The organism is Bacteroides thetaiotaomicron VPI-5482 (genome assembly GCF_000011065.1).
Taxonomy (GTDB): domain Bacteria; phylum Bacteroidota; class Bacteroidia; order Bacteroidales; family Bacteroidaceae; genus Bacteroides; species Bacteroides thetaiotaomicron.
The window spans coordinates 2,805,376-2,825,964 of sequence record NC_004663.1; the positions used below are offsets into that span (position 1 = coordinate 2,805,376).

Annotated in this window: 15 protein-coding genes; 10 read left to right on the top strand and 5 right to left on the bottom strand. The window is 42.6% G+C overall.

The window, feature by feature from the left end; genetic code table 11:
- Positions 1–54 precede the first annotated feature (54 nt).
- The gene (locus BT_RS11325) at positions 55–1,752 is read left to right on the top strand and encodes a S41 family peptidase (protein ID WP_011108185.1); all 1,698 of its coding nucleotides are present in this window, start codon (positions 55–57) and stop codon (positions 1,750–1,752) included.
- Between the two features lie 41 nt (positions 1,753–1,793).
- Here the strand turns inward: BT_RS11325 and BT_RS11330 are convergent, their stop codons facing one another.
- Complete coding sequence (locus BT_RS11330; RefSeq protein ID WP_011108186.1) at positions 1,794–2,477, bottom strand: tetratricopeptide repeat protein; 684 nt, start codon at positions 2,475–2,477, stop codon at positions 1,794–1,796.
- A gap of 111 nt (positions 2,478–2,588) precedes the next feature.
- Between BT_RS11330 and BT_RS11335 the strand changes: the two genes are divergently transcribed.
- From BT_RS11335 to BT_RS11345, 3 genes are all read left to right on the top strand, one after another.
- Positions 2,589–3,908, top strand: coding sequence for an MATE family efflux transporter (locus BT_RS11335; RefSeq protein ID WP_011108187.1), 1,320 nt, complete (start codon positions 2,589–2,591; stop codon positions 3,906–3,908).
- A 73-nt stretch (positions 3,909–3,981) separates the two neighbouring features.
- Positions 3,982–4,692 carry a UMP kinase gene (gene pyrH, locus BT_RS11340; RefSeq protein ID WP_008759596.1) on the top strand — a complete coding sequence of 237 codons (711 nt, stop codon included), beginning with the start codon at positions 3,982–3,984 and terminating at the stop codon, positions 4,690–4,692.
- Positions 4,693–4,831: 139 nt separating this feature from the next.
- Positions 4,832–7,312, top strand: a complete 2,481-nt coding sequence (locus BT_RS11345; protein WP_011108188.1) for a tetratricopeptide repeat protein — start codon at positions 4,832–4,834, stop codon at positions 7,310–7,312.
- Positions 7,313–7,317: 5 nt separating this feature from the next.
- On the opposite strand, the gene BT_RS11350 is transcribed toward BT_RS11345, so the two are convergent.
- From BT_RS11350 to BT_RS11365, 4 genes are all read right to left on the bottom strand, one after another.
- On the bottom strand, positions 7,318–8,403 hold the full coding sequence (locus BT_RS11350) for a carboxypeptidase-like regulatory domain-containing protein (RefSeq protein ID WP_011108189.1): 1,086 nt from the start codon (positions 8,401–8,403) through the stop codon (positions 7,318–7,320).
- Between the two features lie 6 nt (positions 8,404–8,409).
- A complete protein-coding gene (locus BT_RS11355; protein ID WP_011108190.1) occupies positions 8,410–9,369 on the bottom strand; it encodes a hypothetical protein in 960 nt (319 codons plus the stop codon).
- Between the two features lie 116 nt (positions 9,370–9,485).
- On the bottom strand, positions 9,486–11,534 hold the full coding sequence (locus BT_RS11360; RefSeq protein WP_011108191.1) for a hypothetical protein: 2,049 nt from the start codon (positions 11,532–11,534) through the stop codon (positions 9,486–9,488).
- A gap of 3 nt (positions 11,535–11,537) precedes the next feature.
- Positions 11,538–11,840, bottom strand: a complete 303-nt coding sequence (locus BT_RS11365) for a RyR domain-containing protein (protein WP_008764012.1) — start codon at positions 11,838–11,840, stop codon at positions 11,538–11,540.
- 409 nt (positions 11,841–12,249) lie between these two features.
- Between BT_RS11365 and BT_RS11370 the strand changes: the two genes are divergently transcribed.
- The 6 genes from BT_RS11370 (at position 12,250) to BT_RS11395 (ending at position 20,589) form a co-directional block, all read left to right on the top strand.
- A complete protein-coding gene (locus tag BT_RS11370) occupies positions 12,250–13,161 on the top strand; it encodes a DMT family transporter (protein ID WP_048693993.1) in 912 nt (303 codons plus the stop codon).
- Between the two features lie 51 nt (positions 13,162–13,212).
- Positions 13,213–13,773 carry a ribosome recycling factor gene (gene frr / locus BT_RS11375; protein WP_008764014.1) on the top strand — a complete coding sequence of 187 codons (561 nt, stop codon included), beginning with the start codon at positions 13,213–13,215 and terminating at the stop codon, positions 13,771–13,773.
- A gap of 94 nt (positions 13,774–13,867) precedes the next feature.
- Positions 13,868–14,800 (top strand): ribosome small subunit-dependent GTPase A, encoded by a 933-nt coding sequence (gene rsgA / locus BT_RS11380; protein ID WP_008764015.1) that lies wholly within the window; start codon positions 13,868–13,870, stop codon positions 14,798–14,800.
- A gap of 315 nt (positions 14,801–15,115) precedes the next feature.
- A complete protein-coding gene (locus tag BT_RS11385) occupies positions 15,116–16,198 on the top strand; it encodes an efflux RND transporter periplasmic adaptor subunit (RefSeq protein ID WP_008764016.1) in 1,083 nt (360 codons plus the stop codon).
- A gap of 15 nt (positions 16,199–16,213) precedes the next feature.
- Positions 16,214–19,246 carry an efflux RND transporter permease subunit gene (locus BT_RS11390; RefSeq protein ID WP_008764017.1) on the top strand — a complete coding sequence of 1,011 codons (3,033 nt, stop codon included), beginning with the start codon at positions 16,214–16,216 and terminating at the stop codon, positions 19,244–19,246.
- The gene (locus BT_RS11395) at positions 19,243–20,589 is read left to right on the top strand and encodes a TolC family protein (RefSeq protein ID WP_008764018.1); all 1,347 of its coding nucleotides are present in this window, start codon (positions 19,243–19,245) and stop codon (positions 20,587–20,589) included. The genes BT_RS11390 and BT_RS11395 overlap by 4 nt, the downstream gene beginning before the upstream one ends.

Here is a 20,589-nt window from a genome sequence, read left to right on the forward strand (position 1 = left end):
AAACAATAAAACATTACCTTTGAGTTTGCTATATAAAAAAACACCTTTAATTTTATGAAGAAAATACAGTATGTCAAGTTAGTTGGTCTTCTGACCATTTTATTATTCCTCAACATATCATGTAAAGATGATGACACTCTACTGCGAGGTAGTGGAATTACAGAACAAAGCTGGTCTACTAACCAAACATATTTTGCCTCAGCAGAGCAAACCCTCACTTTTACTTTCACAACCTTGTCTAGCTGGACTGCTCAAAACAGTTCCACTGCATTATTGTCATTAGACAATACCGCAGGAAATTCAGGGGAAAATACCATAAAAGTTACAGTACACAAGTCTTCCCAGGAACAGGGCACCATTACGATTAAAGTAAATGGATATTCATCTGCCAGCAATATCAAAATCCAGTTGAGCGATGATGATGTGCAAGGTTATGAGATAAACTATAGTGTGGATCAATATTTGAGAGAAAAATACTTATGGAATGATGATTATAAGTTATTAACGCCCAATTTCAGACAAGCTTATGATGAGTTTTTGAGAAACACATTATTAAGCATGACAACTAATACATTAGACAAAAAACGAAATAGTAATGGCACTTATTCATTGTTTTCATTTATCCAGAAGCTAGATCCGGATTTACAAACTTCCCGCAGTGCAAAAGAGAAAAAAACACTAGAGTATAATTATGGATTCGTAAACTTTATAGCCGTTGGAAACCGTAATAATTCAAATTATGGTCTTGTTATACAAGGAGTGCATAAAGGATCATCTGCTGATAAAGAAGGACTAAAACGAGGAATGGAAATAACCGAAATAGACAATCAGAGAATAACAACGACTAACGTGCAAGCTTGTTACTCTAAATTAATTAAACCATCCTCTCCAACCTCTATAAAAGTAAAAGACAAAGATGGAAAAGTATATACAATAAATTCCGGACCTATTTATGCGAACCCGATAATTCACCACCAAGTAAACGAAAAGATCGGCTATCTGGTGTATTCAGCTTTTGAGTCCGGCTTCGACCAAGAACTATTCGATGTATTCAAAGAGTTTAAAAGTCAGAATATTACAGAGCTAATTTTAGATCTTCGCTACAATGGCGGAGGAGATGTAACATCGGCTAATCTTATATCCAGCTGCATTGCCGGAGATTTATGCATAGATAAAACATTCGCTTCATACCGATATAACGATGAACGCATGAAGGTCCTTGGCAACCAACGGCCTATTCAGAAATTCGCATATTCTCAATATGATAATTTGAGTACTTCCCTCTCTGCCGGTGGTTTAAATTTACGAAAAATCTACTGTCTTGTTACTGACGACTCTGCATCTGCAAGTGAATTAGTAATCAATGCACTGAGAGGTATTGATATCGAAGTTATCCTTATTGGCACCACCACACATGGGAAAAATGTAGGAATGGAAGGAGTAGAACTTACTGCAGGAACAGACAAATATTTGCTTTTCCCTATCACTTTCCAAGCATACAATGCCAAAGGTTTTGGAGACTTCGAGAACGGTTTTACACCCGATTACGAGATAAATGAGAACAAGCCTAACGGAGAATATTTTGAAGGATATGGAGACTTTGGAGCTGAAAGCGATCCTTTATATGCCAAAGCAATCAGTCTGATTTCAGGAAATGAAGTTACTACTCCTACAAGGGCAGTTAACCAAGCTAAAGAACAAATGCTAGTGATAGCTACACCAAGATTGAACCGTATAGGAATGATAAAATAAGATTATTATATCCCGTTATTAAATAGAAAGAGGTGAACCGCTCAGCGATTCACCTCTTTCTCTATCCTCAAAATCTTATCTAACGTCTTCTGAGCCTCCGTCGATGGGAACCGTAGCACTACTTTCTGTAAAGAGCTTCGTGCTTTCTCATATCCGGTAGCAAACAATTTCGACAACCCGTCCCGATAACGTGCATATTGCATTTTTGTCGGTGAAGAAAGCTTTTTGTAGTCACTTTCCAGTTTTTTCTTCTCCTGCTCCGCCATCAAATAATAATAATTACCGAGAAAGATATTGGCCGCCAGATTATCCGCATCCAACTTCAATATATTCTCGTACATACGCAACGCATCCTTCTCCTGTCCACGACATACCTGCATTTCGGCAACAGCCTCCAGATAATCTACATTATCAGGGTCCTTCTGCGACAGTTCTTTATAAAACAAAAAGGCTTTGTCATAATTCCGATTCTTCTTATAGGCAAGAGCCAACTCATTAGAAAGTTTCGAGCTGATCTCACTACTCTTGTCTATACTCGTCCAGTAGAACATTTCCGAGCGGTCTATATTCAGACTGATAGCCTGACGGAAATAGCTAACCGCCTGTCCATGCTGTCCGGCCTCAATAGCAACCGTGACTTTATGCAACATTTCATCGGCCGTCTGTGCATTCAGCATCAGCGGCAACGAAAACAAAGAAAAAAGAAGGAGAGTTAAGGTTTTCATAATCAGTTACATTGTTTCTAGTTCGTGACACGCAAAGATACAATAAAATAATAAAATATGTACCTTTGTTCGCAAAAAGAACAATCTATTTGATAAAAGTGTTTCTACAAGATGATAAATAAAAAGACGACCTCCGAAAACAGACGAATATTACAGATTGCCGTACCATCGATTATTTCGAATATTACCGTGCCATTGCTGGGACTTATCGATGTCACTATCGTTGGACATCTCGGCTCTCCGGCATATATCGGAGCGATTGCCGTAGGAGGAATGTTGTTCAATATCATCTACTGGATCTTCGGATTCCTACGTATGGGAACAAGCGGCATGACCTCACAAGCCTACGGGCAGCATGACTTAAACGAAATCAACCGGTTACTGATACGTTCTGTCGGCGTCGGACTCTTTATTGCCCTATGCCTGCTGATCCTTCAATATCCTATCCTTAATGCGGCATTCACACTCATACAGACTACAGAAGAAGTAAAGCAACTGGCAACTACCTATTTCTATATCTGTATTTGGGGAGCTCCGGCAATGCTAGGTCTTTATGGATTTGCAGGCTGGTTTATCGGAATGCAGAACTCACGCTTCCCGATGTATATTGCCATCACGCAGAATATTGTCAATATTATCGCCAGTTTGTCTTTCGTCTATCTCTTGGATATGAAAGTGGCAGGAGTCGCCGCCGGAACCCTTATCGCACAGTATGCAGGTTTCTTTATGGCCATACTATTGTATATGCGTTATTACAGCACGCTCCGAAAACGTATTGTATGGAAAGATATCATACAGAAGCAGGCAATGTACCGTTTCTTCCGGGTAAACCGTGACATCTTTTTCCGTACCCTCTGCCTGGTAATCGTAACGATGTTCTTCACCTCTGCAGGAGCTGCACAGGGAGAAGTCGTTCTGGCAGTAAATACACTGCTGATGCAATTGTTCACGCTCTTCTCTTATATTATGGATGGATTCGCCTATGCAGGGGAAGCGTTAGCCGGACGCTATATCGGCGCAAGAAATCAAACGGCTCTCCGCAATACGGTCAATCACCTTTTCTATTGGGGCATCGGACTTTCGGCAGCATTCACCCTTTTATATGCAATAGGCGGAAAAGAATTTCTCGGGTTACTGACAAATGATGTTTCGGTAATAAGCTCCTCAGACACTTACTTTTATTGGGCACTCGCCATCCCATTGACAGGTTTCTCCGCTTTCTTATGGGATGGTGTGTTTATCGGCGCCACCGCCACCCGCCAGATGCTTTATTCGATGTTGGTTGCTTCCGTCAGCTTTTTTATGATCTACTATGCCTTCCACAATCTCTTGGGAAATCACGCTTTATGGCTGGCTTTCATCACTTACCTTTCATTGAGGGGAATCGTGCAGACCTTCATCGGAAGAGAAATAGTGAAGAAAGCGATATAAAAGTTATCGCGCAACTATGAGGTCTATCCAACAAATTATCTCTATATTTGCGCTAAACTAAATGTAAAAAGATATGGCAAAGTATAAAAGAATTCTGCTGAAGCTCAGCGGAGAAAGCCTGATGGGGGAAAAACAATACGGCATTGACGAAAAAAGACTGGCGGAATATGCCGCACAAATCAAAGAAATCCATGAACAGGGAGTACAAATCGGCATCGTTATCGGCGGCGGAAATATCTTCCGTGGACTAAGCGGAGCCAACAAGGGCTTCGACCGTGTGAAAGGTGATCAGATGGGTATGCTGGCAACTGTCATCAACAGCCTTGCATTAAGTTCCGCATTAGTAGCAGCCGGAGTAAAGGCCCGTGTACTTACAGCAGTCCGCATGGAGCCGATCGGTGAATTCTACAGCAAATGGAAAGCGATTGAATGCATGGAAAACGGTGAAATCGTTATCATGTCCGGCGGTACGGGAAATCCTTTCTTTACCACAGACACTGGCTCTTCACTGCGCGGCATCGAAATCGAAGCAGACGTAATGCTGAAAGGTACCCGCGTAGACGGCATCTACACAGCCGACCCGGAGAAAGACCCTACAGCTACAAAATTCAGTGACATCACATACGATGAAGTACTGAAACGCGGTCTGAAAGTGATGGACCTCACAGCTACCTGTATGTGCAAGGAAAACAACCTGCCGATTGTTGTTTTTGACATGGACACGGTAGGAAACCTCAAAAAAGTAATCAGCGGAGAAGAAATAGGAACAGTAGTACACAACTGATCCTGACTCCCTGCCAATATACCCGGGGCCGACTAAAAAGGATATAATCAGCTTTCAGACTTTTTAGTCAGTCCCGATTACTTTCTCCCTCCACATTCCTTTTGTTGACTTGCATATACATCATTAAGAAATAAAAGCTATGAAAACCAAAAACGCTTGTTTCTGGATATTCTTATTACTATCCGGAAGTGCTTACGCACAAATGTCTCAAAAAGGTACAGTACAGATTTTTAATTCAAATAAGTCCCCACTACCGGGAGTACAACTAACAGCTACCGATGCCCCTGCCACCGATACGGATGCCAGCGGGAATTTCCAGTTCAACTTCAGCAAACAGAAACCGGGAATGGCTATCGCTTCTCCGAATGTATATAAGAAAGGATATGAACTGGTGAATAAAGACATGATCAACGGGTGGATTCTATCCGAAAAACGTCCGCTGAGCATTGTAATGGCTCCCGAAGGTACTATAGAAGAAAGCAAGAACAAGTATTATTCCATCTCCGTTGCCCACTTTTCGAAAAAACAAGAAAAAGCCATTGAAGAAATCAACCAGCTATATATAGCACAGAAAATCAGTCTGCAAGAGCGTAGCGACCGCTTGAAAGCGATGGCGGAAGAATCCAGATCATTCATGAATCAGATCGACCAGTATGCTGAGAAGTTTGCGAGAATAAATCCGGATGACATCAACACCATCGAGAAGCAAGTATTGGAACTGGTCAATGCCGGAAAACTGTCTGAAGCCATCGAGCTATACAATAAATCCGGAATTATCACTCAAGCCAGAGAGAAGCTGTCACAGAAAACAAAAGCAGAGGAAGACATCGACAAACTGGCCGAAATAATGTACCGATATGCCGACCTCTGCGCCCTGACCGGAGGAATGGAAAACGAGAAGAAAGCAAATGATGCCTACAAGTTCGTAGCCGAAGCACTTCCCGACAGGTTTACATACGTGTTTAAATACGCATTGCAGAAAATAGGACTAGAAGACAGTGATACCATGGAATGGCTGGACAAATGCCAGAAACTTTCATTTGACGAGAAATCTCTCGTACAAGTACTGAACATAAAAAGTACCCTTGCACGTCATCATCAGAAAGACTATATCAAAGCCTTGGAGTATGACATCAACGCACTGGAAATCCTGTCCAACAAAAATATCTCCATGCCTTCGGGCGATTACTATGCTATCTACCATCAGACGTTCTATTCAATGGGAAAGACATACGAAGCCATGAACGAATTCAAAGAAGCAAAGGAAATCTATGAAGACCAGATCAAAGAAATCAGTGAAGAGATAGCAGACAGCGACAATCAGCTGTTCATAAATATTCAAAGTTCTCAGCTTGCCAACATATACAGTTCGCTGACAGACATTTACAAGAAGGAAGGCAATGTATCTAAGGTCAACGAACTGTCAGAGAAATTATTCGAGCTAAATAAAAAGAATGCAGGAGATAATGAAGAGGCCATACTCGAAGCTGAAATAGGAAGGCAGGAATCCCTATTCCATCAGGCAGTAGAGAAAGCGGATTACAAACTGGCAGCCGGCAGTATAAAAGAGATTCTGGCAAAAGCCGAGAAACTGTATAAGATGCGTCCCTTGTCCCGTGCCTACTGGTATGCTTTATGGAACTTCGCCTACATCAGCGTAAGCACAGAAACAGAACCGGAAAACTTCCTCACGACCATAAAAGCATTTGAAGACAAGGTAGCCAACGAATTCAAAATCAACAGCGAAGAACAAAAGACCTCATTATTGTACAATATTGAGAAACAATACATTCTATATTACTCCAAAAACGGAAACAAACCCGAAGAAAGGAAGCATGTGGAACAAGCTTACCAATATGCCGAAAAACTGAATCAGTTGAATCCGGCAAGATTTGTTCTTGAGATTATCAGTGCGCAGGCATCGTATATCGATATGCTCCTGGAACTTTCCGAACATGACAAAGCTCTGAAAGCCGCCATCGACCTGGAAGCATTATACACCATGCAAGGAGTATGGGGATTTCAGGACTTGAGAACAGAGAACAGCATAGGTACCGCAATGGTCTGCGGAGGACTGTATGAATTAGGAGTGGAACATCTGGAAAAAGTAAAGAAAGACAGGGAAAAGCACCTGAAACAAAAGCCGAACGACGTGGATATGATGGGCAGTATCACCACTACCTACAATAACCTGTCGTTGGGATACGGCAAACTTAAAAAATATGCCAAAGCACTGGAAGTACAAAAGAAAGCATACGAAATCATCAAGACACTGTATCCGCATAATAAAGCCCAACTTGGCACGAACTATCTACTGATGACTCTCAATACAAGTATCGCCTACTATCAGAACAGCAATAATGCAGAGGCTCTGAAATTTCTGCAAGAGGCGGAAAACATCGCAAACGAACTGAAAGAACTCAATCAGCTTTTCAGCTCCTACCCTCTTGTTGTCCGGTTTGCCAAAGGAGACCTTCTGGCCAAATTATCTCAGCCCGGCTCCGAGGAATTATTAAAAACTGGTCTGGAGTATAAGAGCGGCACGCTGCCTAACGATGCCGTTCTGCTCTACCTTATCAATGACTACCGGACCAACAATAATAGCATTTACAGAAAGTAAAGGCATTACTTTCTCAGAATAATCTTCCATGAGACTTTATCGGATACCGGTCCGGTGAAGTCCCATAATTGATATCCATCCTTGTATACCGTCACCCGTTGCTCCTCTTTTTGTTTCTCGGCAGGTATGGGCAGTTGGAAGTTTCCCATTCCGTCAGACACCGTTTTCATGTCCAGCACTTGAACAGTAGCATCCGCCAGCGGACGGTTATCCTCATCTTTCACAGTACCGAAAATCATCGCCAATGAAGAATCACGACTGATGCCAAGAGTCACATTCTTTTCCAGGCTCAGTACCGTATCTACCGTCACATATCCTTTCGATTCTATCTTAAGACGGGCATTCTCACCCAGATATTTAGTGTGAATTTCTTTGAAGACAACCTCGTCAGAAAGTCTGTCCACATGACGGGTTTCGCTCTTATCGGCATACTCCAATGTTATATCAGCGCCATAAAAAGGCAAAGAAGACTTGGAAGTATCCGTAAGACGCACCGTGGAAGTGACCGGCGAATAATAATAGAAAGCAAAGAAAGCCAGTGCCACCACCAGTACAGGTACAAGGACATACAATAATACGAACCTCAATGTCCGTTTCACATCTACCGGATCGGGCTTGATAAAGCCTTCATTCTCCAAAATCTGCAATTGTTTGTCGAACTTGAGACGCAAATCATCATAATTGGTATACAAGTCGCAGAAGTGTCCGAGATTCTTCTCGCAATAAGATTTAAAATCTTTGAGAGACTCATCAACGATTCCCTCCTCCTTGAAATAGACAAATATTTTAGGTTTTGCAGCCTTAGTCTTCAGATATATTTCATGGGCCACTTCCAGTTCTTCTTTGGTATAGCGCCCCATCCGTGTGTGGAACAGAAAAATCACAATATCACATTCGCGGATATAGTCATTATAGCGATCCTGCAGACGACCTTCATTCAGCGAACTGCTGAAGTCCATCCACGTACGCTGATCGAAGTCTATATTCCGGTCACGATAAAGTTTATTCTTATCCGAAAAGTACAAGTCAAACATCTGTTTGTCTTCATTCAACTCCGCCGATGATGCAATAAAAATCTTGATCTTCTTCATCTGTTTCTATATTTTTTCCTTTATACTGATCCATTTCTTTCGGTCTTCGATTCGTTCGAAAACCAACTGTGCCTTTTTCTTCAGTTCTCCTTTCAGTTTTACTTCTTTCAATGACTGCTGAAGGCTATTCTCCACCAGCTCAATCTCTTGCATACTTTGCGTATCCTTTACGATCAAGCTATACTGATCCAGAACTTCACTTGGGTCATTCCGCTGAAAGAACCACTCTACCGACATTAATTTCAGCTTGATATCCGCCGCCATCTCATAAATCAAGTGAGCAACAGAGTCACACGCCACTTTATCATCGGCTTGCTTCAGCAACTGGAAATTATTCACTAAGGATGGAAGAAGCAGTTTCATATCTTCTTTGGCTTCCTGTCTGACTGCAATCTTCAATGTCATGGTAGAATCAAGTTTCATCTCTTCATAAAGACGAATAGCTCCATGCACATCACCATGATCGAGCAGTTCCATTGCCTGCTTTTCCATAGCATCAAGCTCGTCACGATTGATGCAGGCAAATTTAAGCGCATATATTTCCAGACGTTTCTGCCATTCCATCATACTTTTAGACATGGAATCAACTTTCTGATCATATTCCACTGCGGACAATGCGTTCTGTTTCTTCAGTTCTTCCAGTTCAGCCAATGTTTTCCGATATTCTTTCTCGCTATTGGATTCGCCTATATCGTAATATTTCTTGCGCAACGCATTGATGACTTCGGTACGCCCTAATACAATTTTCAGTTCGGAGGCAGACGATATATTCCAGTTGGCTACTTTCTCGTAATTGACTATTTTGAAACCTTTCTTATAGATATCATTAATCATCAACGGATCGCCCGGCAAGGAAGCGGTGAAATTCAGAATAAACCGCCCTTCCTGATCGCTGTCCGTAGGCGAAGCACCCGCTACTTTTATTTCAGCACCGGCTACGGGCTTGTTATTGCTACTCATTTCCATGACAATTCCCTTCTGAGTGGTTTGTGCCCAAACGCACTGAAAGCCAATCAGAAAGATAGAGAGCACTAAGAATATTTCCTTTTGATGATTCCCCATATCACAAATCCTAATCCATTTTATAGTTTTTCGTCCGGCTTCGCAATCAAAAGCAGATGCCGTGTCAAAGCAATATCATATTTCTCACTGCCATTCCGCAAATCGTTGTAAGGGCGAATGTCATAATGAGCATATTCTTCATCCCGCTTTTTATTCTTCAAGGCTGCCTTTTGTTCTATCTCTTCCTGTTCCTTTTTTGTCACAGGTCTATATCCCAGTAACAGTTCTTCCACATTCCATCGGTTGTGTTCCACCTCTGCCAAAATCGCCACCTGCTTTTCGCTAAGTTGCTTTCCGTTGTCCCAATGTTCCTTGGTGTAGCCGATTGAACGCAATTTGGTAGGAATGGCATTCGCATTATAAATATTAGACCATTTCTTTACCGTTTTGAACTTCGGATTGTGCCATAGTTCATCCATTTCTTTCGCAGATGGCAGTTCCGTCAAGACTTTATCTCCTTCACACTTTTCATACACCGCATTTACACGCTTGGCATACATCTCGTCTGCCATGCACAAGTCGAAACAATCATCCAACATCCCGAACGGACGAAGATTCTTGAAACGCTGATTGGTTCCTCCTTTTCCCTTCAACGGATTACCGGATAATTTTTCAATGATAGCCGATGTTATCCGTTGCTGAACCAGCACCGGAACACCTTTCTCATAGACACAACGCGGGAGATAGACAGCAGAAGAAATAGACTGATGAGTCAGGTTCAGGCAGACTGCAACCGTCATCAGCGCATCCTCATCTTCACACCAGCCTGTAATCAAATCACGGACTTCCGGCGACTCGATAGTTCCCTGTACAAACTGCCATTCTATGTCTATAAAATCTGTTCCCAAATGAGCATAGACCTCAGCAGGTTCATCCCTGCGGACCATTCCGTTTTCTGTATCTATAAAGGTAGAATAAGATACATCAAACAGGTTTTCATACGCTTGTTTGAAGCTGTTCATCTCACGCATTGCTTCATTATCGATAAAAGTGATGCGCGTTTTCTTCTTTTTATCCCGGATAAAGTTGGGATAGTGGGCTATATGGGCAGCCTCGACAGCCAGAGCAATTCCCATCCTCGACATTCCCACAATTACCAGATGCACATATTTCTCTGATTCGTAAGTGACAGGCTGATAATCCAGAGGCAGATAATTAATCTCACGGATACTACACGCATTTCGCACAAATACTTTTTGCGCCCATGTTTCGTAAAAGTTAAACGGACAGAAATCAATATATTCCTTTATATCATCATCAATATCCGAGAATTGGAAGACAGCAAAAGTAGATTGATATTCAAAGAGTACGTTGCACTTCAAAGGAGGTTTCCGATTCTCTTCCTTGCAAAGTTCGCCTATCAGATTCAGACAGTCGACATTCATCGAGTCATGATAATATTCCACATCATCCAGCTCTCCGCTATCTCCCAATATAAAGACTTCTTTCGCATCCGCCACATACAACTTTTTCAGTTCTTCTTTAGAGTCTCTCATGGCATGAACCAAAACGATTCTCTTCTCCTCATCCTTTGTGAGATTGGAAAATAATTCCATCCGTACTTCATTGACGTCTTTGGAAGTCTGAATGACTAACGTGCAATCCTTCTCCCGTTGGCATAACTGTCGTATCAGACAGGGTAACATTGCATCTGCACCGATGATCACAAAATGATCAGATAGTTTATAATGAATCAACCCGTTTCTGCAATTTTCCACCCGCCTTTCAATGATATTGGAAAGCGTGGAGATCAACAATCCGCCCAAAACGACGGAACCCAGCAAACTAATAATCAATGCCCACGGGCGGTCTTCCGGACTTATGCTGATCAGGTTGCCCGAATCAACAAAGTTATTGTATACATTCCACAGGGTCTTCTGAAAAGAATGGTTCGCCGCAGAGTCAGTAGCCAGCACAGTCATCTCTTCCGAAGGAGTCATCTGATACTTGCTTCCCCAGTGCACTCCCAAACAAGATAAAACAATCAGCGAAACGACTATAATAATCAGGAAACGTATCTGTTTCCAAGCCCCGCCATAAATAATCCGGTCAAACCAACGAGCATTCATAACTTAATCCTCCTTTTCTATTCTGAAACCTAATTTCTTCACCATCTTGATCGTATTCATAGCCGTATTCCGGTCGTACTCTTTTTCTTCTTCCGGCAACTCATCATAAGGTACCAGACAAGGATGCTTTTTATGGATATCATCGCGTTTTTCGCCATATGTCCAGCCTTCATCTATACGGGCTTTTGCCCACACTTCATGTACATTTTCAGCGATGCGCTCTGATAATTGGATTAAAGATTCGGGAAGGTCAACCAATGAAAGGTCCATCGGTTCGGGGATGTAATCCAGTTTATTTTCTTTCATATTTTATATTCTGTATTTATCTAATGTATTAAGATGCAAGGCATGTCATTGATGCAAAGATAATAAAAAGACTAAGATTTACAGCTTTCAATACTATTTCTTAATGGCTATAGTGCTAAAATCTAAGTCTCGCATTGCATAAAACTATTCGTCTGACAGTTGTTGAACTTTCGTCTGACAACTGTTAATCTTTCGTCTAACAGCTGTCAGACGAAAAGAAAACAGCTGTCAGACGAATAAATTCAAGCATAAACAATGTTAGTTTACGGCTAGCAGAAGAGTAATCTCATGCTATTCTCCAAGTAATCCGTCGCATACGAAAAATTAAATTATACTATCAACGCCCTAAACTATTGTTTATCATCGGCAAACTACGTACTTTTGCACGCCATTTTTAAGAGGCTAAAATATGAATAACAAGACCAAAGGTTTTATTTATGGAGCCATTGCCGCTGCAAGCTACGGTATGAATCCTCTCTTCACACTCCCGCTCTATGCTGCCGGCATGAGTGTCGATACTGTTTTATTCTACCGTTACGCATTTGCCGTAATTGTATTGGGTGTCTTGATGAAGCTGCAAGGGCAGTCTTTTACTCTTCGCAAGGCAGACATTCTCCCCTTGGTAATCATGGGATTGCTGTTTTCGTTTTCATCTCTGCTTCTATTCATGAGTTACAACTATATGGATGCCGGTATTGCTTCTACCATTCTGTTCGTTTATCCGGTGATGGTAGCTGTGATCATGGGCGCCTTTTTCAAAGAGAAGATTTCCGCAATCACCGTTTTTTCGATCCTGTTGGCACTTTCGGGCATTGCCCTGCTCTATCAGGGAGATGGCAACAAACCACTCTCCACCGTAGGAATTATCTTTGTTTTACTGTCGTCTCTCTCCTATGCCATTTATATCGTAGGAGTCAACCGGTCTTCATTAAAAACATTACCGACTACCAAACTGACTTTTTATGCTATATTATTCGGATTATCGGTTTACATAGTCCGCTTGAATTTCTGCACGGAATTGCAAATCATACCCTCTCCCTTATTGTGGGCAGATGTTCTGGCCTTGGCCATTCTCCCCACTGCCGTGTCATTGATTTGCACCGCATTAGCCATTCAATCTATAGGCTCCACTCCTACTGCTATACTCGGTGCTCTGGAGCCTGTGACAGCGTTATTTTTCGGGGTCCTCCTGTTTCACGAAAAACTGACTCCCCGATTAATGGTCGGTATTTTAATGATTATCACTGCCGTTACATTGATTATCATCGGCAAGTCGCTTATAAAAAAGATGAGTGTGCTGTTGCAGATAAGCAAAAAATAGTATACTTTTGCTAATCAATCAACCAAATAGCAACTTTAATTATCAAAAAATATGGTAGACGTAAAGACTTGCCTTGACAATGCACAAGAAAAAATGGATATGGCTGTAATGTATCTCGAAGAAGCATTGGCACATATCCGCGCTGGAAAAGCGAGTACCCGACTGTTGGATGGTATCCGCGTAGACTCTTACGGAAGTATGGTTCCTATCAGCAATGTAGCTGCTTTATCCACTCCGGATGCTCGCAGTATCACCATCAAACCGTGGGACAAAAGTATGTTCCGTGCCATCGAAAAAGCCATTATCGACTCTGACCTTGGCATTATGCCCGAAAATAATGGTGAAGTAATCCGTATTGGTATTCCTCCTCTGACGGAAGAACGTCGTAGACAGCTCGCTAAACAGTGTAAAGCGGAAGGCGAAACTGCCAAAGTAAGTGTACGCAACGCTCGTCGCGATGGCATCGACGCACTGAAAAAAGCAGTAAAAGACGGACTGGCAGAAGACGAGCAGAAGAATGCGGAAGCCAAGTTACAAAAAATCCATGATAAGTATATCAAACAGATTGAAGATATGCTTGCTGACAAGGATAAAGAAATCATGACGGTTTAATGGAAAATGGAGAATGGACAATGGATAATTACTATGCAGTCCCATTGCCCATTCTCCATTATCCATTCTCCATTATCCATTATCCATTAAATAAATGAAGGGATTAGTAATCAAGAACACGGGCAGTTGGTATCAGGTGAAGACCGACGACGGACAATTTATTGAATGTAAAATCAAAGGTAATTTCCGGTTAAAAGGTATTCGCAGCACCAATCCGGTAGCCGTGGGCGACCGCGTTCAGATTATACTCAATCAGGAAGGTACTGCCTTTATCAATGAAATAGAAGACAGAAAGAACTACATCATCCGCCGTTCTTCCAATCTTTCCAAACAATCTCACATTCTTGCCGCTAACCTCGATCAATGTATGTTAGTGGTTACTGTCAACTATCCCGAAACATCCACCATTTTTATCGACCGTTTTCTCGCTTCTGCCGAAGCATATCGTGTACCTGTCAAACTGGTATTTAATAAGGTAGATGCTTATAACGAGGATGAGCTCCGTTATCTGGACGCTCTTATTAATCTGTATACGCATATCGGTTATCCTTGTTTCAAGGTTTCTGCCAAGGAAGGAACCGGAGTGGATGCCATCAAAAAAGACCTGGAAGGCAAGATCACACTTTTCTCCGGTCATTCGGGAGTTGGAAAATCGACGCTCATCAACGCCATTTTACCGGGAACCAAAGTAAAAACCGGTGAGATATCGACCTATCACAACAAAGGTATGCATACGACTACCTTCTCTGAAATGTTCTCTGTAGACGGGGATGGATATATTATCGATACTCCGGGAATCAAAGGATTCGGAACGTTCGATATGGAGGAAGAAGAAATCGGGCATTATTTCCCTGAAATATTCAAGGTTTCCGCTGATTGCAAATATGGTAACTGTACACATCGGCATGAGCCGGGATGTGCGGTACGTGAGGCAGTGGAAAAGCATCTTATCAGTGAGTCTCGTTATACTTCTTATCTGAATATGCTGGAGGATAAGGAGGAGGGAAAGTATCGGGCGGCATACTAATCTCTTAACTAATCAGCAAGAAATTACACATAAAAAATAAATCTAATTTCTATTAAAAAAACGACAACAATCGAACATTCTGATTCCAAAATTCAAACAACAAACACAACTTTGATTTTAATTTAAACTTCAAGCAAAATCTCACTAATTTAAATAAGTAAATTAGATGAAAAGTCGAAATTCTCCTTTTGTCTGTTATTAAAGCCAGACACAACATTAACTTTCTTTTACTTTATCCAGCATTAAACCTTTTCTTTCAAGTGTCGTCTAATCATCAGAAGATATTATATAACATGCTATATACTATACTAAACCATGAATAAAAAAACTAAATGGGGCATCATTATTCTTATCGGTGCCGGAATTATCGGTGGGGGAATTTACTCACAGTTACCAAAAACTAACGACGAACTGGCTGCTGCTGACAAGGTAAAAAATACCCAAAAGAATGGAAAAAAGATTCTGAACGTCAACGCCAAAGTAATAAAGCCTCAACTGTTAACAGACGAATACACTACTACCGGCGTACTTCTGCCGGATGAAGAAGTTGATTTGTCTTTTGAGACTTCCGGGAAAGTAATAGAGATCAACTTCGAAGAAGGAACTCCCGTAAAAAAAGGACAACTTCTTGCCAAAGTCAACGACCGCCAGCTACAAGCACAACTTCAACGGTTGGTTTCACAACTAAAGTTAGCTGAGGACCGTGTATTCCGACAAGATGCTCTGCTTAAACGAGATGCAGTCAGTAAAGAAGCTTATGAACAAGTAAAGACTGACCTGGCAACTCTAAATGCTGATATAGAAATAGTAAAAGCGAACATTGCCCTAACCGAGCTCCGTGCTCCATTTGACGGAATCATCGGACTTCGGCAAATCAGTGTCGGTTCATACGCTTCGCCGACAACTATCGTTGCCAAACTGACAAAGATTACTCCGCTGAAAGTAGAATTTTCAGTACCGGAACGCTATGCAAGCCAGATTAAGAAAGGTACGAACCTGAATTTTAGAATTGAAGGAAAACTAGATGCCTTCAGCGCAAAAGTATATGCTGTAGAATCAACGATTGATCCCAACCTGCATCAATTTACAGCACGCGCACTTTATCCAAATACCAATCGCGCCTTACTTCCCGGCCGATATACAAGTATCCAATTAAAGAAAGAAGAAATCCCGAATGCGATTGCCATTCCGACGGAAGCTATCGTACCGGAGATGGGAAAGGATAAAGTTTTCTTGTATAAATCAGGAAAAGCCGAACCTGTAGAAGTGACAACAGGCATTCGTACAGATGCTGAAGTACAAATTGTAAGAGGACTTCAAGTAGGAGATACCATTCTTACATCAGGAACACTGCAACTTCGCCTGGGACTTCCTGTTACATTGGATAATATTGACTAATACCTGCCATGCCTTATGAATATATCTGAATTAAGTATACGCCGTCCGGTATTAGCTACGGTACTGACAATCATTATTCTCCTTTTTGGATTTATCGGATACAGTTATCTGGGTGTCCGTGAATATCCATCGGTGGACAACCCGATCATTTCTGTCAGTTGTTCTTATCCGGGAGCCAATGCCGACGTCATTGAGAACCAGATAACCGAGCCACTGGAACAAAATATCAATGGTATCCCGGGCATCCGGTCTCTATCCAGCGTCAGCCAGCAGGGACAAAGCCGTATTACGGTAGAATTTGAACTTTCAGTCGATCTGGAAACTGCAGCAAATGACGTACGTGACAAAGTTTCCCGTGCCCAACGTTATCTGCCCCGGGACTGTGACCCGCCGACTGTATCAAAAGCCGATGCCGATGCGATGCCTATTTTAATGGTTGCCCTCCAAAGCGACAAACGCTCACTGCTTGAATTAAGTGAGATTGCAGACTTGACTGTCAAAGAGCAGTTACAGACCATCTCTGATGTAAGTAGTGTATCTATTTGGGGTGAAAAGCGTTATTCCATGCGCCTTTGGCTCGATCCGGTCAAGATGGCAGGATATGGCATCACTCCGATTGATGTAAAGAATGCGGTAGACAATGAGAATGTCGAACTTCCTTCGGGTAGTATTGAAGGAAACACTACCGAACTGACAATCCGTACATTGGGATTAATGCATACTGCCGATGAGTTCAATAATCTTATTGTAAAAGAAGATAACAACCGTATCGTCCGTTTCAGTGACATCGGACGTGCAGAACTTGGTCCTGCCGACATCAAGAGTTACATGAAAATGAACGGTGTACCCATGGTAGGTGTTGTTGTTATTCCACAGCCGGGAGCCAATCACATCGAAATTGCCGATGCTGTGTACAAACGCATGGAACAGATGAAGAAGGACCTGCCGGAAGATGTGACGTATAGCTATGGTTTTGATAATACCAAATTTATCCGGGCATCTATCAATGAGGTAAAAGAGACTGTATATGTAGCCTTTATTCTGGTTATCATCATCATCTTCCTTTTCTTACGCGACTGGCGGGTGACGCTGGTTCCGTGCATCGTAATTCCCGTATCGCTGATTGGAGCATTCTTCGTCATGTATCTTGCCGGATTCTCCATTAACGTACTTTCCATGCTTGCCATTGTGCTGGCCGTGGGACTGGTGGTGGATGACGCCATCGTAATGACGGAGAACATCTATATCCGTATCGAAAAAGGAATGAGTCCGAAAGAAGCGGGAATAGAAGGAGCCAAAGAGATCTTCTTTGCCGTTATTTCAACGACCATCACACTGGTTGCAGTATTCTTCCCGATTGTCTTCATGCAAGGTATGACAGGACGTTTGTTCCGGGAATTCAGTATTGTAATTTCGGGTTCTGTCATTATCTCTTCATTTGCGGCACTGACTTTCACTCCGATGCTGGCCACGAAGTTACTCATCAAACGTGAAAAACAAAACTGGTTCTACACTAAGACGGAACCGTTTTTTGAAGGGATGAACCGATGGTACAGCCGTTCGCTCGCTGCTTTTTTGCGTAAGCGCTGGCTAGCACTTCCGTTCACTTTTATAACCATCTGCCTGATCGGTTTCTTATGGAATGCTATTCCGGCAGAAATGGCTCCACTTGAAGACCGGTCGCAAATCTCTATCAACACCCGAGGTGCAGAAGGTGTCACTTATGAATATATCCGTGACTATACCGAAGATATCAACCAGCTTGTAGATTCTATTCTACCGGATGCGGAAGCGGTAACAGCACGTGTATCCAGTGGTAGCGGAAACGTACGCATTACACTGAAAGACATGAAAGACCGTGACTACACGCAGATGGAAGTTGCGGAAAAGATATCAAAGGCCGTACAGAAAAAGACCATGGCACGCTCGTTCGTACAACAGCAGTCTTCTTTCGGCGGACGCCGGGGAAGTATGCCTGTTCAATACGTACTCCAGGCTACCAATCTGGAAAAGCTGCAGGAGGTATTACCGCAGTTCATGGCCAAAGTATATGAGAATCCGGTTTTCCAGATGGCAGACGTAGACTTGAAGTTCAGTAAACCGGAAGCCCGTATCAGAATCAACCGTGACAAAGCGAGCGTAATGGGAGTCAGTACTAAAAATATCGCCCAAACGCTGCAATACGGATTGAGCGGCCAGCGTATGGGATATTTCTATATGAACGGAAAGCAGTATGAAATTTTAGGTGAAATCAACCGCCAGCAACGAAACAAGCCTGCCGATCTGAAAGCTATCTATATCCGTAGCAGCAATGGAGATATGATACAGCTGGACAATCTGATTGAACTGGAAAACGGTATCGCCCCTCCCAAACTGTACCGTTACAACCGATTTGTATCAGCCACAATTTCCGCCGGACTGGCTGACGGAAAGACCATCGGACAAGGACTGGATGAAATGGATAAGATTGCCAAGGAAACATTGGACGATACTTTCCGTACCGCATTATCCGGAGACTCCAAGGAATACCGTGAAAGTTCTTCGAGCCTGATGTTTGCTTTTATACTGGCTATCCTTCTGATTTATCTGATCCTGGCAGCACAGTTTGAAAGTTTCAAGGACCCGTTAATTATCATGTTAACAGTGCCTTTGGCTATTGCCGGAGCCTTGGTATTCATGTATTTCGGAGATATCACAATGAATATTTTCAGTCAGATCGGTATTATCATGCTGATTGGTCTCGTGGCTAAAAACGGTATCCTGATCGTGGAATTCGCCAATCAGAAACAAGAAGCAGGCGAGGATAAGATGAGTGCCATCAAAGATGCCGCATTACAGCGTCTGCGCCCGATTTTAATGACAAGCGCTTCTACTGTACTGGGACTTATTCCATTGGCATTTGCCAGCGGAGAAGGCGCCAATCAGCGTATCGCCATGGGTACGGCTGTAGTAGGTGGTATGGTTGTTTCCACACTGCTTACGATGTATATTGTGCCGGCCATCTACAGTTATATTTCGACTAACCGAATCAAAATAACAAAAGAATGAAACAGAAAGGTATTTGCATGAAACGAATCATATATATAGTTACCGCATGTGTCTTCGTATCAGTTTCTACTGCGAAGGCACAGCGAATCTATTCCTTAAGAGACTGCCTGGAAGAAGGGCTGCAAAACAATTATTCTCTGCGCATCGTCCATAACGAAGAACAGATCAGCAAGAATAACGCGACACTCGGAAATGCGGGTTATCTGCCTACCCTGGACTTTTCTGCCGGATATACCGGAAACCTGGACAATATCGAGACGAAAGCCCGTGCCACCGGAGAGGTCACCAAAAATAATGGAGTCTACGACCAGACAGTTAACGTCGGCCTCAACCTCAACTGGACCATCTTCGACGGATTCAACATCAGCACTACGTACAAGCAGCTAAAAGAACTGGAACGGCAGGGCGAAACCAACACCCGCATTGCCATTGAAGACTTCATCGCCGATCTTGCCTCGGAATACTACAACTTCATCCAACAAAAGATCCGTCTGAAGAACTTTCATTATGCGATGTCACTTTCCAAAGAACGCCTGCGTATAGCAGAAGCAAGCCATCTTGTCGGTAAATTCTCGGGTCTGGATTATCAGCAAGCCAAAGTGGACTTCAATGCGGACAGCGCCCAATACATCAAGCAACAGGAATTGCTGCACTCCTCGCGCATCCAACTTAATGAATTGATGGCCAACAATAATGTAAATCAGATTATCGTCATCAAAGATTCTACCATTGACGTACACAGTGACTTACTGTTCGACGATTTATGGAATGCTACCTTATCCACCAATGCTTCTTTGCTGAAAGCCGACCAGAACACTGTACTGGCACAGCTGGATTACAAAAAGATCAACTCCCGCAACTACCCATACCTCAAACTGAATACCGGCTATGGATATACCTTTAATAAATACGATATCAATGCAAACAGCAGAAGAGGCAACTTAGGCTTTAATGCCGGGGTTACTGTCGGTTTTAATATCTTCGACGGCAACCGCCGCCGTGAAAAGCGCAACGCAACCCTTGCCTTCAAGAATCGTCGTCTGGAACGACAGGAACTGGAGTTAGCCCTTCGTTCCGATCTCAGCAACTTGTGGCAAGCATACCGTAACAATCTTCAGCTGCTGAATCTGGAACGGCAGAATCTTGTGACCGCCAAAGACAATCATGATATCGCCATGGACCGTTATATACAGGGAGACCTTTCCGGTTTTGAAGTACGCGAGGCACAAAAGAGTCTGCTGGATGCCGAAGAACGTATTCTCTCGGCAGAATACAACACCAAACTTTGCGAGATATCACTACTGCAAATCAGCGGAAAAATCACCAAATATCTGGAGCAATAA